Genomic DNA, 16,510 nt, shown 5'->3' with positions numbered 1-16,510 from the left:
ACTAGATATGCTGAAAACGATTCGTAAACACGGTATTACACTGGCGCTGTTTGCTGCGGGCTCAACGGGGTTAACCGCAGCAATCAATCAATTAACCAAGTCAACCATTGATGAACAGGCCGCGATACAGCAAAAAACGCTGTTCGATCAGGTTCTGCCTGGCAATCGCTACAATAATAACTTGTCTGAAAGTTGTTATCTGGTCAATGCGCCGGCGTTAGGCAAAGGTACGCACCGTGTATATATTGCCCGCCAGGACGATCGTCCTGTTGCTGCGATTCTTGAAGCTACGGCGCCAGATGGTTATTCCGGGGCGATTCAACTGCTGGTGGGTGTCGATTTCACGGGTACCGTGTTGGGTACGCGGGTTACCGAACACCATGAAACGCCTGGTCTGGGCGATAAAATCGAACTGCGACTGTCCGACTGGATCACCCATTTTAGCGGTAAAACAATTTCTGCGGATAACACCTCTCACTGGGCAGTGAAAAAAGATGGCGGCGACTTTGACCAGTTTACTGGCGCAACCATTACACCTCGTGCGGTGGTTAACGCGGTTAAACGTGCCGGCCTGTATGCGCAGACGCTGCCTGCGCAACTCCCTCAACTTAGCGCCTGTGGAGAATAACCATGAGCGAAATTAAAGACGTGATTGTCCAGGGGTTATGGAAAAATAACTCCGCGCTTGTGCAACTACTCGGGATGTGTCCGCTGTTGGCCGTCACCTCTACCGCCACGAACGCGCTGGGGCTTGGACTTGCGACTACGCTCGTCCTGACGCTGACCAACCTGACAATTTCAGCCCTTCGCCGCTGGACACCGCCAGAAATTCGTATTCCGATTTATGTCATGATTATCGCCTCCGTGGTGAGTGCGGTACAGATGTTGATCAATGCCTACGCCTTCGGCCTGTATCAGTCTCTGGGCATCTTCATCCCGCTGATTGTGACCAACTGTATTGTTGTTGGTCGTGCAGAGGCATTCGCCGCCAAAAAGGGCCCTGCGCTATCCGCACTTGATGGTTTCTCCATCGGCATGGGCGCAACAGGTGCCATGTTTGTTCTGGGCTCGCTGCGTGAAATAATTGGTAACGGTACACTGTTTGATGGTGCAGACGGTTTATTGGGTAGCTGGGCCAAAGTCTTGCGCGTTGAGATCTTCCATACTGATACGCCGTTTCTGCTGGCCATGCTGCCACCGGGCGCGTTTATTGGCCTGGGTCTGATGCTGGCGGTGAAGTATCTGATTGATGAGAAAATGAAGAAACGTCGTGCCGAGGCGGCTGTCGTGGACAGTCCCGCGGGTGAAACAGGGAATGCGTAATGAACAAAGCAAAACGTCTGGAAATACTGACGCGCCTGCGGGATAACAACCCGCATCCGACAACCGAGCTTAATTTTGCATCGCCGTTTGAACTGTTGATTTCGGTCTTGCTCTCCGCACAAGCGACCGATGTCAGCGTCAATAAAGCGACGGCTAAGCTATACCCCGTCGCCAATACGCCTGCTGCGATGCTGGAGCTCGGTGTTGAAGGTGTTAAGTCCTACATCAAGACAATCGGTTTGTTTAACAGCAAAGCGGAAAACGTAATTAAAACCTGCCGCATTCTGCTGGAGCAACATAATGGTGAAGTGCCTGAAGACCGTGCTGCGTTAGAAGCTCTCCCTGGAGTTGGGCGAAAGACGGCTAATGTAGTGTTAAATACCGCCTTTGGCTGGCCCACTATCGCCGTAGATACCCACATTTTTCGCGTCTGTAATCGCACGCAATTCGCCCCGGGTAAAAACGTCGAGCAGGTTGAAGAGAAGCTGCTGAAAGTCGTACCCAGTGAATTTAAAGTCGATTGCCATCACTGGTTAATTCTTCATGGCCGCTACACCTGCATCGCCAGAAAGCCGCGCTGTGGTTCCTGTATTATTGAAGATCTCTGCGAATTCAAAGAGAAAGTCGATATCTAATGCTGCCGGGGCATCCTCCTCGCCCCTTACATACATAACGATTAGTTATGCACTCCCCAGCGTTTATTTTCCCGACAATGATGCCATCCAATTGCTCATATCTAATGCAATATTCTTGTTAATTAACACCTGAGCAGGTTAATCGTTTTTTTAGCAAAAGAAATTTCTATCTATACGTGATCCAGATCATCCAGCCAACACAATGTTAATAAATTTTTATTTTTTAGTTAAGGTGACAATTAGATGACCCAACTGCACAGTTTCTAAACAAAACATTACACTGCCTATTTTTCAGATAATGGCCTATATCACTGGATTCAACCTTAAATAGCAGAACATATCGCCACATTGCGGTTCTGGCGGTGATTAAACAGTGTAAAAATCTGCCATTTTAGAAATGAAGAAATTTAACGCTAGATAACATTTCACAGCCCCGACGTTTTCACCAGTCATGATATATGTAACAGATTATTACAAACCACTTGTCTGAAGGGTCAAGATAGTGAACATTACTTGCCGTTTCCCCTCCCACTATAACAATCGGACGGATGAACTTGACTCATCACGTACCTGAACACCCCCGTTGATATGGGATGTAAAAAAAGAGGTAAAAGTGTCTACTGCAAACAATAAACCAACAGAAAGCGTAAGTTTAAACGCCTTCAAACAACCAAAAGCGTTCTATCTCATTTTCTCTATTGAGCTGTGGGAACGTTTTGGTTATTACGGCCTGCAAGGGATTATGGCCGTCTACCTGGTTAAACAGCTGGGTATGTCAGAAGCGGATTCCATCACCCTTTTCTCGTCCTTTAGCGCTCTGGTGTACGGTCTGGTTGCCATTGGCGGCTGGTTAGGTGATAAAGTTCTGGGAACAAAACGTGTCATTATGCTGGGTGCCGTTGTGCTGGCCATCGGTTATGCGCTGGTAGCATGGTCAGGCCACGATGCGGGTATCGTTTATATGGGCATGGCGGCCATCGCGGTCGGTAACGGCCTGTTTAAAGCAAACCCATCCTCCCTGCTCTCTACCTGCTATGCCAAAGATGACCCGCGTCTTGATGGTGCATTTACCATGTACTACATGTCCGTCAACATCGGTTCATTCTTCTCTATGCTGGCAACGCCATGGTTAGCTGCGCGTTACGGCTGGAGCACCGCGTTCGCACTGAGCGTCGTGGGTATGCTGATTACCGTTGTTAACTTCGCATTCTGCCAGCGTTGGGTTAAACAGTACGGTTCTAAACCGGACTTTGAACCGATCAACTTCCGTAACCTGCTGCTGACCATTGCTGGCGTTGTGGTACTGATCGCGATTGCAACCTGGTTGCTGCACAACCAGCAGATCGCACGTATGGTTCTGGGCGTCATTGCGCTGGGTATCGTGTTCATCTTCGGTAAAGAAGCCTTCACCATGCACGGTGCTGCGCGTCGTAAAATGATCGTCGCCTTCATCCTGATGCTGGAAGCGATTATCTTCTTCGTGCTGTACAGCCAAATGCCGACCTCACTGAACTTCTTTGCGATTCGTAACGTTGAGCACTCTATTCTTGGCATTGCTTTCGAACCTGAACAGTACCAGGCACTGAACCCGTTCTGGATCATCATTGGTAGCCCAATCCTCGCCGCTATCTATAACAAAATGGGCGATACCCTGCCGATGCCGACCAAGTTTGCGATTGGTATGGTGCTGTGTTCCGGTGCATTCCTGATCCTGCCGCTGGGCGCGAAATTCGCTACCGATGCGGGCATCGTTTCCGTTAACTGGTTGATTATCTGCTACGGCCTGCAAAGTATCGGTGAGCTGATGATCTCCGGTCTGGGTCTGGCAATGGTGGCACAGTTGGTTCCGCAGCGCCTGATGGGCTTCATCATGGGTAGCTGGTTCCTGACCACTGCCGGTGCAAACATCATCGGTGGCTACGTCGCTAACATGATGGCTGTACCAGAGAACGTGACTGACCCACTGATGTCCCTTGAAGTCTACGGTCGTGTGTTCCTGCAGATTGGTGTTGCGACGGCTGTTATCGCTGTTCTGATGCTGCTGACGGCTCCGAAACTGAACCGTATGACTCAGGACGATGACGTCAATGAGAAAGCCTCTAAGGCCGCGACAGCGTAATTCTCAGGGAAACTCATTTTCAGGCCGCTAACTGTTGTTAGCGGCTTTTTTTTTGCCTGAGGTAGCACTACCATACGATATACCTCAGCCAAAAGGAGTTACCGATGAAACTGTTCTACAAACCGGGCGCTTGTTCTCTCGCTTCCCACATCACACTTCGTGAGAGCGGTAAAGATTTCACGCTGGATGGTGTTGATCTGATGAAGAAACGTCTGGAAAATGGCGATGATTTTTTCGCGGTAAACCCAAAAGGGCAAGTTCCCGCACTGCTGCTGGATGACGGTACGCTACTTACCGAAGGTGTTGCCATCATGCAATACCTGGCGGACAGTGTGCCAGACCGCCAGCTCCTTGCCCCTACCAGCAGCCTCTCCCGTTACAAAACCATCGAATGGCTTAACTACATTGCGACTGAACTGCATAAAGGCTTTACGCCACTGTTCCGTCCCGATACGCCGGAAGACTTCAAGCCAACCGTTCGCGCGCTGCTGGAGAAAAAAATGCAGTATGTGAACGACTCGCTGAAAGATAACCAATGGATCTGCGGCCCGCGCTTCAGCATCGCCGACGCATATCTGTTTACCGTACTGCGTTGGGCCTATGCGGTTAAGCTGAATATGGCAGGATTAAGTAATATTGACGCCTATATGGCGCGAATGGCTGAACGCCCGGCGGTTGCCGCAGCGCTGAAAGCAGAAGGGTTAAATTAATAGTTGTTGCCGGGTGGCACTTACCCGGCCTACAGCTAAAATATGCCCGATAAGCGTGAGCGCCATCGGGCATTAATTACAGCTGAGTTGCACTAAAGTAGTGTTCAGGCTTCGCGATACGATCCTGTGCGGCCACAACCTGCAGCTCATACTCGTGCATATTTTTAGTGGCAATCATCACTTCGTACACCGCCGCAGTTACATGCTCAAGCGCCTGCTGTAAAGATGCGCCCTGCAGCAGTTTCACCAGCAACAAGCCACTCGTCACATCACCCACACCAACCGGTTGACGTGCGCCAAAATCGACTAACGGACGACTGATATGCCACGCCTGTTCAGCGGTGACCAGCAGCATCTCGAAACGGTCGGTGCTGATACCTGCGCGTGCCAGATGCTTCACCAGTACAATTTCTGGTCCCTGAGCGATCAGTTCACGCGCTGCTGCAACGGCCTCGTCGACATTGTTCACCGCATTCTCGCACAGAATTTCGAGCTCAACCAGATTCGGGGCAATAATGTCACTAGCCGGGAGCGCATGGCGTACATGAAATTCCGCCACTCCGGGTGCGACAATACACCCCTTTTCAGGGTGTCCCATCACCGGATCACAAAAGTATTTTGCCTGCGGGTTTGCCGCTTTTACTTTGCGAACAATACCCAAAATATGCTCGCCCTGTTCTGCTGAGCCAAGATAGCCGCTCAGTACTGCGTCACAGGTCTGGAGTTTATCAATATCAGCAATGCCCTGAACAATTTCAGTCAGGTGGCTCGGCGGCATAACGCAACCGGTCCATTTGCCATACTGCGTATGGTTTGAAAACTGAACGGTATTCAGCGGCCAGACATTTGCGCCAAGACGACGCATCGGAAATTCTGCTGCACTGTTGCCCGCATGACCAAAAACAACGTGGGACTGGATGGCGAGGATATTCTTCATTTTACTTACCACAACCCTGAAAAAATAAAGGGGCGTAGTTTCCCACGCCCCTGCTAACTCAATCTTACTTCCAGCAAATCAGACAATAGTTCTTCTTGCCACGGCGCAGTAAGGTATAGCGCCCGAACAGGATATCACTATCCTGGAAGAAATATTCCGGATCGGACTGCTTCTCACCGTTGATGGTTACCGCGTTTGACGCAATGGTCTTACGTGCCTGACCGCGAGAAGGTTGCAGCTCGGAGTCCACCAGCGCCTGCATCAAATCGGCACCTTTGTCCATCTCGATCATCGGCACGCCATCCTGCGCCAGCTGTTCGAAATCTGCTTCACTCAAATCGCTGAGATTGCCGTTGAACAAGCTTTCGGTAATGCGTTTTGCCGCGACCAGACCTTCTTCACCGTGAACCAGACGCGTAACCTGTTCGGCCAGAACATACTGGGCACGCGGCGCTTTACCGCTGTTTTTATCTTCTTCTTCCAGCGCATTGATCTCTTCAATGTCCATGAAAGTAAAGAATTTCAGGAAGCGATAAACGTCCGCATCGGCGGTGTTGATCCAGAACTGGTAGAATTTGTACGGACTGGTTTTCTTCGGATCCAGCCACACTGCGCCGCCTTCCGTCTTACCGAATTTGGTGCCATCAGCTTTAGTGATCAGCGGAACGGTCAGACCAAACACCTGATTCTGGTGCAAACGACGGGTTAAATCGATACCCGAAGTAATGTTACCCCACTGGTCAGAACCACCAATCTGCAGTGCCACGCCGTGCAGTTTGTTCAGGCAGGCAAAGTCATAACCCTGCAGCAGGTTGTAAGAAAACTCGGTAAAGGAGATCCCCTGATCGTCACGGTTCAGACGCTGCTTAACCGCTTCTTTGTTGATCATCTGGTTAACGGAGAAGTGTTTGCCGATATCACGCAGGAAAGTCAGTACGTTCATACCGCCAAACCAGTCGTAGTTGTTCGCAGCAATCGCCGAGTTGTCGCCACAGTCGAAATCGAGGAACGGTGCAACCTGTTTGCGGATTTTGTCCACCCACTCCTGCACGGTGTCTTCGGTATTCAGTTTACGCTCGGCGGCTTTAAAGCTCGGGTCACCAATCAGACCGGTTGCGCCACCTACCAGTGCAACAGGCTTATGGCCTGCCTGCTGGAAGCGTTTCAGGCATAACAATGGAACCAGATGCCCCAAATGCAAGCTGTCAGCGGTAGGATCGAAGCCGCAATAGAGCGCGATCGGGCCTTGCGCCAGTCGCTCTGCTAACGCTTCCTCGTCCGTCACCTGGGCCACCAGCCCCCGCTCTTGCAATTGTTTAATCAAGTTACTGCTTGCCATCAAAATCTCCATGTATAAAACGACTGCACCTTTGCCGGTACACGACTTTTCGCCTGATGCGAAAGAAACATAGAATAAAGCGCCGGATTGATCAGCACCAGCGCTTAAAACAAGAAATTTGCATCTTTAGGGGGCCAGGCGATCAATTTTCCACGCGTTATCTTCGCGTTGGTATAAAAAACGATCGTGCAGACGGTTTTCACCGCCCTGCCAGAACTCCATTTGTTCAATACTCACGCGAAAGCCGCCCCAGAAACTGGGCAGAGGAACTTCCCCTTGCTGAAACTTCTGCTTCAGTTCGAGGAATTTGCTTTCGAGAATACCGCGCGCGGAGATCCGACTGGATTGTTTTGAGACCCAGGCGCCAATCTGACTATCGCGTGGGCGACTGTGGAAGTATTTCACCACTTCGAGTGTGGAAAGACGCTCTGCCTTGCCGATCACCATCACCTGCCGTTCCAGCGTATGCCAGGGAAATAAAAGGCTGATGCGTGGATTTTTCTCGATCTGATGCGCCTTACGGCTACCAAGGTTGGTATAGAACACCAGCCCTTTGTCATCATAATGCTTGAGTAACACGATACGCTGATACGGCTGACCATTTTCATCGACGGTCGCAACGACCATTGCGGTGGGATCGGCCAGTTTGGCATCACAGGCTTGCCCCAGCCAGCGCTCAAACAGCGCAAGGGGTTCGGCGGGAAGATCGCGGCGGCGAAGACCGCCTTTCGTGTATTCACGGCGCAGATGCGCGATTTGCTGCAATTCGTCGTTATCAGACATGATGTTGGGCTACGGATTGTCAGTGGGTGACGCTATTGTGCGCCGCCCAGGTGAAAATCTCAACGCTTCGGGTTCTGTAACTGACAGTTATTTAGCACAATTCTGTCTCGTTTATAGACCGTTGCCTCGTCGCCTTTAGACCAAAATACGTAGATACCATCGGTATAACGTGCACCTGATGCCGACACGCCCTGTTTGAGGTTCAATAGCTGATTATCATAAACAAAGCTTGCCGTCTGGCGGGTATTGTTCAGCTTCACGGTCAGCGGTTTTTCGTCGCAGCGGTATTCAAGCGTATCCGTTTGCATACGCTCGACAAACTGGTTGTACACACTACAACCGCTAAGCAGTACGGGCAGACACACTAACAACAGTTTTTTCATAGCCATATCCTGAAGACTTTCCTGGTCCTGGAGGGTAATGGCACCCTCCCTAATATCCTTAGTTTACCGGCATACCGCGCTGAATAATTTCAGTTAACTCTGAGTTCGTGGATTGGCAGGATAAATTGCCCCTAAAACACTCGGCTCTGACGCCCCCGTCACAGAAGGTAAATTTCCCGGTAATCCGGCCAGCGTTCGCCACGCCAGCCAGGCAAAGGCTAACGCTTCCATATCATCACCGCTGATCCCAGCTTCATCGGTAGAGGTAACCTCTGTACCCGGTAATAATGCCGCCAGACGCATCATCAGCAGCGGATTACGACTGCCACCACCACATACCATGAGTCGATCACAGCCGCCGCTTAATAAGACCTGCTCTGAAATGGTTACTGCCGTCAGTTCGGCAAGCGTCGCCTGCACATCTCGTGGGCTAATTCCCGGAAACTGCGCCAGATGACGCTCTATCCAGCCGTAATTAAAATACTCACGGCCGGTGCTTTTCGGCGCAGACGCGGAAAAATAAGGATCGTTAAGCATATTTTGTAGCAACGGCAGGATCACCGTTCCTGAAATAGCCCACTGCGCATCTTTGTCGTAGGGCTGGCCACATTGCCGCCAGATCCATGCATCCATCAGCATATTGCCCGGCCCAGTGTCGTATCCGCGAACGGGTTGTTGCGGAATAAGCAGAGACAGATTGGCAATCCCGCCGATGTTTAACACCATTCGCCGTTCCGTTGGATGTGCCAGCAGTGCCTGATGAAACGCGGGAACGAGCGGTGCACCCTGCCCGCCAAGGGCGATATCACGTCGACGAAAATCGCCGACTACGGTTATCCCGGTACGCGCGACAATCTGGTTGTTATCACCAATTTGCAGCGTGTGCGGCGCAGCACCGTTCGGTTCATGCCACACAGTTTGCCCGTGGCAACCAATCGCAACGATATCCTGCGGTTTCAATTTTTCTTGCGCCAACAGCGCATTCACCGCCTCAGCAAATAGATAACCGAGCTGTGCATCTAACTGACCAAACTGAGAAAGTGTAAGCTGCTGCCCCTGGCAGATATCCAGTATCGCTTGTTTAACATGAATGGGGATGGGCCAGGTCAGACTCGCCTGCTGCGCAACCATCGTTTCATCTATTGTCGCCAGCACAACATCGACGCCATCAAGGCTGGTTCCAGACATTACACCGATAAAACGGCCCGATTTCATAGGTCATCCTTTTAAGCAAATTAGCCTTGACACTCAACCATAAAGTGTCGACTAATGCCATGCTTCCTTAATGATTTTTGGTGGCTAATCATTACAATGATCGTTTAATTACATCAATTACATGAATGATTCGTTTATACTCGGTTGATCCGATTTCGGTTAAGATTTTCATATTGTTCCAGTAGAACATGTGACCTCAGGCTCACAAATGCCATATAATTTAGCCATGAAGGGTGCTTTATTAGCGTTTCGTGGTGACAAAGGAGATTTGTAAATGATTAAACGTGTGCTGATTGTTTCATTAATGGGCGTATCTTTAGCGGGTTGCGTTAACAATGACAGCCTTTCAGGCGACGTATATACCGCATCCGAAGCGAAACAAGTTCAGAACGTTACCTACGGTACGATTGTTCATGTTCGTCCGGTGCAAATCCAGGGTGGCGATGACGCAAACGTGATTGGTGCTATTGGTGGTGCGGTACTCGGCGGGTTCCTTGGTAACACCGTCGGCGGCGGTACGGGTCGTTCATTAGCGACGGCTGCAGGCGCAGTTGCCGGTGGCGTAGCGGGTCAGGGCGTACAAGGTGCGATGAATAAAACCCAGGGTGTGGAACTGGAAATCCGTAAGGATGATGGTAATACCATCATGGTGGTTCAGAAACAGGGTGCGACCAAGTTTTCAGCCGGCCAGCGCGTTGTTATGGCTAACAACGGCAGCCAGGTTACCGTGTCTCCACGCTAATCGAATTCACGTGTGGTCAGGCTCTGGCCACACGTAACTTATCGTTTCAACCCTGTGACTGCAGTTCAATAATATTGTGTTCGAGTTTGGCAACCAGCTTAATCAGCAGATCAATTTCCTCAGCTGAAATCCCTTCCAGAATTTCTCCACGTGTTTTGTTGATCACCGCTTCCATATCAGCGATCAGCGGCTCAGCCTTCTCTGTCAGTTTAATTCTCTTAGCTCGACGATCGCTGGCGCAAGTCTGTCGTGAAATGAGTCCCTTTTCTTCCAACTGGTCAAGCGTACGTACCAACGAAGGCTGCTCGATGCCAATCGCTTTAGCCAACTGAATCTGCGATTGATCCGGCGGCAACTGATGAATGTTGTGCAGCGTAACCCAATGCGTCTGCGTCAACTCCAGAGGTTTCAGGCGATGGTCAATCAGAGCACGCCAAATGCGCACCAACCGTGCCAGATCAGAACCTAATGGCGATTCCAATTTCATCTCCTTATAATTAGCTTGCTAAGTTATTGTGCTGATTTTAGAATAGTGTGCAGCATTTGTATTCCCAAAACAAATGTATTGCCAAATTTGCTTACCGGCTGACATTTTTTCAGACATTATGCGTTACGGAGACTCATTGTCCCTTTTTTGCTAAACCTATAGCAATGCTCTCTTCCGCCAAGGATTTTGCCCGTGAAGTTTATGTTTAATGCAACAGGATTGCCCCTACAAGATTTAATGATCGGCGCATCTGTCTACTTTCCTCCTGTTTTCAAGGCGATTGTAGCAGGATTTATTCTCTGGCTGGTTGTTCATCGCCTGCTGCGCGACTGGATTTACTCCGGCGAAATCTGGCATCCCCTGCTAATGGATCTGTCACTCTTTACGCTTTGCGTATGTCTGGCCTTTGTTATGCTGATAGCGTGGTGATTATGTCGCTTAAAACCGTTAAATACTTCTCCACTATTATAGTCGCTGCAATCGCAGTTTTCGCCGGATGGTGGATGTGGAATTACTATATGCAGTCGCCCTGGACACGTGATGGCAAAGTACGCGCTGAGCAGGTCAGCATCACGCCGCAGGTGTCAGGCAGCATTAGCGAACTCTATGTAAAAGATAACCAGTTTGTGAATAAAGGCGATGTCCTTTTTATTATCGACAAGACGCCATTTCACATTGCTGAACTGAATGCGCAAGCGCAACTGGCAAAAGCGCAGTCTGACCTGGCGAAAGCCAATAACGAAGCCAACCGCCGCCGTCATTTATCGCAAAATTACATCTCAGCCGAGGATCTGGATACCGCAAATCTCAACGTGAAAGCCATGCAGGCAAGCGTTGAAGCAGCAGAAGCCAGTCTGCGTCAGGCCCAGTGGCAACTGACGCAAACGGTGGTCAAATCCCCCGTGGCGGGCTGGGTCACAAACCTGTCTACCCGTACCGGTGATTACGCCTCAACCGGTAAGCCCCTGTTTGCCCTTGTCGACAGTCACTCTTTTTATGTGATGGGGTATTTTGAAGAAACCAAATTGCGCCATATTCGAGAAGGCGCACCGGCGACGATTACGCTCTACAGCGGCAATATAAAGTTACAGGGTCACGTTTCCAGTATTGGCCGTGCCATCTACGATCAAAGTGTGGAAAGTGATTCCGGCCTGATTCCCGACATCAAACCCAACGTGCCGTGGGTGCGTCTGGCGCAGCGTGTCCCGGTACGCATCGAATTCGACGCCTTGCCGCGGGAGGTCACGCTTGTGTCAGGTACAACCTGCAGCGTATCCATCGGCCAGCGTAAATGAAACTGCCCCGCCTGACACCAGGCAATTTGCCGTGGTTTAAAGCCACAGCGGCACAGTGGCGTTATGCGCTGCGTAACACCATTGCGATGTGTCTGGCGTTAACTTTTGCTTATTATCTGAATCTGGACGAGCCCTACTGGGCGATGACCTCGGCGGCGGTGGTTAGTTTTCCCACCGTTGGCGGGGTTATCAGCAAAAGTCTGGGTCGCGTGGCGGGTAGCCTACTGGGAGCCACCGCCGCATTGATTATTGCCGGTCATACTCTCAATGAGCCGTGGCTGTTTTTGCTGAGCATGTCAGTGTGGATCGGTTTTTGTACCTGGGCATGCGCGCACTTCACCAATAACGTTGCCTACGCCTTTCAACTGGCGGGTTATACGGCGGCGATCATTGCGTTTCCCATGGTCAATACCGTGGAAATTACGCAGTTATGGGATATCGCGCAGGCACGCGTGTGTGAAGTCATCGTCGGTATCCTGTGTGGCGGCGTGATGATGATGATCCTGCCCAGCACCTCCGATGGCACCACGTTACTGACTGCATTGAAAAACATGCATTCACGTTTACTGGAACATGCCAGTCTACTCTGGCAACCAGAAACCACGGATGCCATTCGCACAGCCCATGAAGGTGTTATCGGGCAGATTCTGACCATGAACCTGCTGCGTATTCAGGCATTCTGGAGTCATTACCGCTTTCGTCGCCAGAATGCTTTGCTCAATTCGCTGTTGCACCAGCAGTTACGGATGACCAGCGTGATTTCCAGTCTGCGCAGGATGCTGCTGAACTGGCCTAATCCCCCGTCCAACACCCGGGAAATCATCGAGCAGTTGCTCAGCGAACTAATAAAATCCAATGCGAATAGCTACACCGTCGCATGTATTATTGCCCCGCTGCGGCCCGTCGATGCCCGCGACTATCGACACGTCGCCTTCTGGCAACGACTGCGTTATTTTTGTCGGCTCTACCTGCGCAGCAGTCATTATCTGCATTTACTGGAAAATGGTGTTACCGCCGAGCGTATTAATATCGCCCGCACGCCGGGACTTGCCCGTCATACCGATAATGCGGAAGCTATCTGGAGCGGGTTGCGTACGTTCTGCACTTTGATGCTTATCGGCGCATGGAGCATTGGTGCACAATGGGAATCAGGCTCTGGCGCACTCACGCTCGCCGCGATCAGCAGTGTGCTGTATTCCGCCGTTGCCACACCGTTCAAGTCGCTTTCTTTGCTGATGCGTACGCTGGTTCTACTGTCGCTATTTAGCTTTGTGGTTAAGTTTGGCCTGATGGTGCAAATTTCCGACCTCTGGCAGTTTATTCTCTTTCTCTTCCCACTACTCACCACCATGCAACTGTTGAAGCTACAAATGCCTGCCCTGGCAGGTCTTTGGGGGCAGCTGATTGTATTTATGGGTTCGTTTATCGCGGTGACCAATCCGCCGGTATATGATTTTGCTGATTTCCTGAATGACAATATGGCGAAAATCACCGGCGTGGCGCTGTCATGGCTGGCCTTCGCCATTCTGCGGCCCGGATCGGATGCACGGAAAAGTCGCCGCCATATTCGCGCCCTGCGCCGGGATTTTGTCGATCAGCTCAGCCGACATCCATCACTGAGTGAAAACGAATTTGAATCGCTGACCTATCATTACGTCAGCCAGCTCAGCAACAGTCAGGATGCGCTGGCGCGACGCTGGTTACTACGTTGGGGGGTCGTATTGCTGAACTGCTCGCACGTGGTGTGGCAACTGCGCACCTGGGAGGCGCGTTCCGATCCGCTGGCTCGCGTCAGGGACGTGTGTATCTCGCTGCTGCGCGATGTCATGAGCGAACGTGGCGTCCAGCAACGACCACTTAATGCCACGCTGAATGAGCTACAGCGCATCTGCGATACGCTTGCCCACCATCATCAACCCGCTGCGCAGGAACTGTCGGCACTGGTCTGGCGGCTACACTGCTCGCTTTCACAACTCGAACAGGCGCCGCCGCCGGGCACTCTCAGTCGTTGATTATTTGATAACACCACAGGCGTAGCGCGCTCCGCCACCGCCAAGCGGTTTCGGTTGATCGGACATATTATCGCCGCCCACATGGATCATCAGCGCCTTACCTTTAACCTCATCGAGCGTTTTAAGCCGCGGCGCAACGACCGGCGTTGTGGCGTTACCGTCGTTATTCACCACCAATAGCGGCAGGTCGCCCATATGACCTGCACCTTCCGGGCCTTCATGTTTGCCGGTTTGATGCGGATCATAATGGCCACCAGCCGATTCTGCGGCTGAGGCTTTCCCTTCTTTAATCGCGGGTTGGCAGCTGCCGTTCATATGCACATGGAAGCCATGTTCACCTGGCGGCAACGCTTTCAGATCGGGCGTAAACTCCAGCCCCTTTGCGGTTTCAGCAATAGTGACCGTACCAATCGCCTGGCCGACGCCTTGCGACGTGACCAGATTCATCGTCACTTTTTCTTCACTGGCAGCCTGCGCACCTGCACAGGCGAGTAGAGTGATGATGGCCAAACTCAAACGCTTCATAAGACCTCCGTCCAAAAGGTGTCTGATTGTTAAGTGTAAACCAGTGACACAATTTTGAACGGAGATGCGCCAAAAACGCGATTAGGGTACGTCGTAACCCAGCGCCGCTTTACGAATGCGGAACCATTGCTGGCGAGACATGTTCAGCGACTCAGACTCAATGGCAGCACGTACGCGCTCTATTTTTCCTGAGCCAATAATCGGCAGCGGCTGAGACGGCAGACGTAAAATCCAGGCGTATACCACCTGCTCAATAGATTGCGCATTCAACTCTTCAGCGATCACAGCAAGCTCATTACGTAAAGGCTGGAAAGCATCATCATTAAACAGGCGACCACCGCCGAGACAGGACCAGGCCATCGGGCGAATGCGCAGCTGTTGCAGTTGATCTAAAGTACCATCCAACAGGAGCGGCTGATGTACTGGTGAAATTTCTACCTGGTTGGTCGCCAGAGTAAACGGCAGACGCGATTGCAGCAATGAGAACTGTGCCGGGGTGAAGTTGGAGACGCCAAAGTGACGCACTTTGCCACTATGGTGCAATTTTTTAAAAGCGTCGGCGACATCGTCAGCATCCATAAGCGGATCGGGACGGTGGATCAGCAGCAGATCAATATGATCGGTCGCCAGCAGCTTCAGCGACTCTTCTGCACTGGCAATAATATGTGCACTGTCGGTGATGTAGTGGCCCAGCGCATTTTCCGCGCGCGCCGTCGTCGCGATCCCGCATTTAGTCACAATCTGCATTTTTTCACGCAAATGCGGAGCCAGTTTCATTGCCTCACCAAACGCCGCTTCACACTGGTATCCACCGTAAATATCGGCGTGATCGACGGTGGTCACGCCAAGATCCAGATGCTCTTCAATAAAGCTGACTAGCTGGCGCGCGGACATATTCCAGTCCATCAGGCGCCAGTACCCCATCACAAAGCGAGAAAATTCCGGGCCTTGCGGCGCAATAGTAATACGCTGAACCATAGCAGCTTCCTTTTAAGTGAATGTGCCTCGAGTATACGCAATTACGCTTTTAAAAGAGTGAAGGTTGTTGCGGTTCTTCCGAAGGGTTGGCTTTGTTTGCACGTAATTTACGCATCAGGCGCTGACGACAAAGCCGCAGCACTTCCTGCTTTTGGGTATCGCTCATCTTTTGCCAGTTAAAACGCTCATCCCGACTGCGAAAACAGCCACGACAAAAGCCGCGTTCGTCAGACTGACATATTCCACGGCATGGGCTCTGGACGGGGAAAAACTCCAGCTGTTCGGCCACATCCCCTCCTTTAATAAGATTGATATACTTATTGAAGACGTTAACTGAATTTCTCGCAAGCGCTATTGCATTAGACCGACTGGTCTATTACACTCCTTTTCATGAACAAAATCACTGAACACGATACACGCGAACATCTGCTGGCGACTGGCGAACTGCTGTGTATGCAGCGCGGCTTCACCGGCATGGGTTTAAGCGAACTACTGAAAACCGCTGAAGTACCCAAAGGTTCGTTTTATCATTATTTTCGCTCTAAAGAAGCGTTCGGTGTCGCGATGCTGGAACGCCACTATGCGGCCTATCATCGGCGACTGGCTACGCACTTTGATACGGGAGCGGGAAACTATCGCGACCGCATTCTGGCCTACTATCAGGAAACCCTGAATCAGTTTAGTCAGCACGGCATTATTAGCGGCTGTTTAACAGTAAAACTGTCTGCCGAAGTGTGCGATCTGTCAGAAGATATGCGCACTGCGATGGATAAAGGCGCGCGGCACATTATTGTGCTGTTAGCGCAGGCGCTGGAGAAAGGTCAGGCCAGCCATTGTCTGTCCTTTGTTGGCGAGTCGTTACAGCAGGCGCAGGTACTGTATGCGCTGTGGCTTGGCGCAAACCTGCAGGCCAAGATTTCTCGTAGCGCCACTCCGCTGGAAAACGCGCTGGCGCACGTTAAAAACATCATCACAACGCCTGCCGTTTAACAGGCGTTTTTATTTTCTTTATTACTAGACGACCGGT

The 16,510-nt window shown here is 51.2% G+C and carries 18 protein-coding genes and 1 pseudogene; 10 read left to right on the top strand and 9 right to left on the bottom strand.

From position 1 onward, the window contains the following. Positions 1-7 precede the first annotated feature (7 nt). The 5 genes from rsxG to gstA all read left to right on the top strand — a co-directional run bounded on the left by rsxG (position 8) and on the right by gstA (position 4,787). Positions 8-628, top strand: coding sequence for an electron transport complex subunit RsxG (gene rsxG / locus OGX86_RS06890; protein ID WP_008784679.1), 621 nt, complete (start codon positions 8-10; stop codon positions 626-628). A gap of 2 nt (positions 629-630) precedes the next feature. Further along, positions 631-1,323 (top strand): electron transport complex subunit E, encoded by a 693-nt coding sequence (locus OGX86_RS06885; RefSeq protein ID WP_008784678.1) that lies wholly within the window; start codon positions 631-633, stop codon positions 1,321-1,323. Continuing rightward, the gene (gene nth, locus OGX86_RS06880) at positions 1,323-1,958 is read left to right on the top strand and encodes an endonuclease III (protein WP_048226601.1); all 636 of its coding nucleotides are present in this window, start codon (positions 1,323-1,325) and stop codon (positions 1,956-1,958) included. The genes OGX86_RS06885 and nth overlap by 1 nt, the downstream gene beginning before the upstream one ends. A gap of 613 nt (positions 1,959-2,571) precedes the next feature. Beyond that, the gene (dtpA, locus tag OGX86_RS06875) at positions 2,572-4,077 is read left to right on the top strand and encodes a dipeptide/tripeptide permease DtpA (protein ID WP_020996425.1); all 1,506 of its coding nucleotides are present in this window, start codon (positions 2,572-2,574) and stop codon (positions 4,075-4,077) included. 104 nt (positions 4,078-4,181) lie between these two features. Further along, complete coding sequence (gene gstA, locus OGX86_RS06870; protein ID WP_003832787.1) at positions 4,182-4,787, top strand: glutathione transferase GstA; 606 nt, start codon at positions 4,182-4,184, stop codon at positions 4,785-4,787. 76 nt (positions 4,788-4,863) lie between these two features. Here the strand turns inward: gstA and pdxY are convergent, their stop codons facing one another. The 5 genes from pdxY to anmK form a co-directional block, all read right to left on the bottom strand. Continuing rightward, the gene (gene pdxY, locus OGX86_RS06865; protein ID WP_136391841.1) at positions 4,864-5,724 is read right to left on the bottom strand and encodes a pyridoxal kinase PdxY; all 861 of its coding nucleotides are present in this window, start codon (positions 5,722-5,724) and stop codon (positions 4,864-4,866) included. A gap of 64 nt (positions 5,725-5,788) precedes the next feature. Beyond that, the gene (gene tyrS, locus OGX86_RS06860) at positions 5,789-7,063 is read right to left on the bottom strand and encodes a tyrosine--tRNA ligase (RefSeq protein ID WP_020996426.1); all 1,275 of its coding nucleotides are present in this window, start codon (positions 7,061-7,063) and stop codon (positions 5,789-5,791) included. Between the two features lie 126 nt (positions 7,064-7,189). Further along, entirely contained in the window at positions 7,190-7,846 is a 657-nt protein-coding gene (gene pdxH, locus OGX86_RS06855; RefSeq protein ID WP_003029169.1) for a pyridoxamine 5'-phosphate oxidase, read from the bottom strand. A 59-nt stretch (positions 7,847-7,905) separates the two neighbouring features. Beyond that, positions 7,906-8,235, bottom strand: coding sequence for a C-type lysozyme inhibitor (gene mliC / locus OGX86_RS06850; protein ID WP_003029170.1), 330 nt, complete (start codon positions 8,233-8,235; stop codon positions 7,906-7,908). Positions 8,236-8,322: 87 nt separating this feature from the next. Then, a complete protein-coding gene (gene anmK / locus OGX86_RS06845; RefSeq protein WP_048226609.1) occupies positions 8,323-9,444 on the bottom strand; it encodes an anhydro-N-acetylmuramic acid kinase in 1,122 nt (373 codons plus the stop codon). Between the two features lie 274 nt (positions 9,445-9,718). Here anmK and slyB point away from each other — a divergent pair, with 274 nt between their 5' ends. Continuing rightward, a complete protein-coding gene (gene slyB, locus OGX86_RS06840; protein WP_003029175.1) occupies positions 9,719-10,186 on the top strand; it encodes an outer membrane lipoprotein SlyB in 468 nt (155 codons plus the stop codon). A 46-nt stretch (positions 10,187-10,232) separates the two neighbouring features. On the opposite strand, the gene slyA is transcribed toward slyB, so the two are convergent. Then, positions 10,233-10,673: a transcriptional regulator SlyA gene (slyA, locus tag OGX86_RS06835; protein ID WP_008784672.1), complete on the bottom strand. Its 441-nt coding sequence runs from the start codon at positions 10,671-10,673 to the stop codon at positions 10,233-10,235. Between the two features lie 192 nt (positions 10,674-10,865). On the opposite strand from slyA, the gene OGX86_RS06830 reads away from it, so the two are divergent. The 3 genes and pseudogenes from OGX86_RS06830 (at position 10,866) to OGX86_RS06820 (ending at position 14,005) form a co-directional block, all read left to right on the top strand. Next, entirely contained in the window at positions 10,866-11,102 is a 237-nt protein-coding gene (locus OGX86_RS06830; protein WP_003029180.1) for a DUF1656 domain-containing protein, read from the top strand. A gap of 2 nt (positions 11,103-11,104) precedes the next feature. Next, on the top strand, positions 11,105-11,968 hold the full coding sequence (locus OGX86_RS06825) for an efflux RND transporter periplasmic adaptor subunit (protein ID WP_048214266.1): 864 nt from the start codon (positions 11,105-11,107) through the stop codon (positions 11,966-11,968). Next, positions 11,965-14,005 (top strand): annotated as a pseudogene (locus OGX86_RS06820) (FUSC family protein). The gene OGX86_RS06825 and the pseudogene OGX86_RS06820 overlap by 4 nt, the downstream one beginning before the upstream one ends. Here OGX86_RS06820 and sodC read toward each other — a convergent pair. The 3 genes from sodC to OGX86_RS06805 all read right to left on the bottom strand — a co-directional run bounded on the left by sodC (position 13,981) and on the right by OGX86_RS06805 (position 15,772). After that, positions 13,981-14,505: a superoxide dismutase [Cu-Zn] SodC gene (gene sodC / locus OGX86_RS06815; protein ID WP_048214268.1), complete on the bottom strand. Its 525-nt coding sequence runs from the start codon at positions 14,503-14,505 to the stop codon at positions 13,981-13,983. The pseudogene OGX86_RS06820 and the gene sodC sit on opposite strands and share 25 nt — an antisense overlap. An 81-nt stretch (positions 14,506-14,586) precedes the next feature. Continuing rightward, positions 14,587-15,483, bottom strand: coding sequence for an aldo/keto reductase (locus tag OGX86_RS06810; protein WP_048214269.1), 897 nt, complete (start codon positions 15,481-15,483; stop codon positions 14,587-14,589). Between the two features lie 49 nt (positions 15,484-15,532). Further along, positions 15,533-15,772 carry a DUF1289 domain-containing protein gene (locus OGX86_RS06805; RefSeq protein WP_003832768.1) on the bottom strand — a complete coding sequence of 80 codons (240 nt, stop codon included), beginning with the start codon at positions 15,770-15,772 and terminating at the stop codon, positions 15,533-15,535. A gap of 101 nt (positions 15,773-15,873) precedes the next feature. Here OGX86_RS06805 and OGX86_RS06800 point away from each other — a divergent pair, with 101 nt between their 5' ends. Beyond that, positions 15,874-16,473, top strand: a complete 600-nt coding sequence (locus tag OGX86_RS06800) for a TetR/AcrR family transcriptional regulator (RefSeq protein WP_048226611.1) — start codon at positions 15,874-15,876, stop codon at positions 16,471-16,473. Positions 16,474-16,510: the final 37 nt, after the last annotated feature.

The sequence above is a fragment of the Citrobacter sp. Cpo040 genome, from assembly GCF_030332915.1.
Lineage (GTDB): Bacteria > Pseudomonadota > Gammaproteobacteria > Enterobacterales > Enterobacteriaceae > Citrobacter > Citrobacter portucalensis.
Note: the sequence above shows the minus strand (reverse complement) of the source record. Positions and strands in the feature narration are given on the sequence as shown.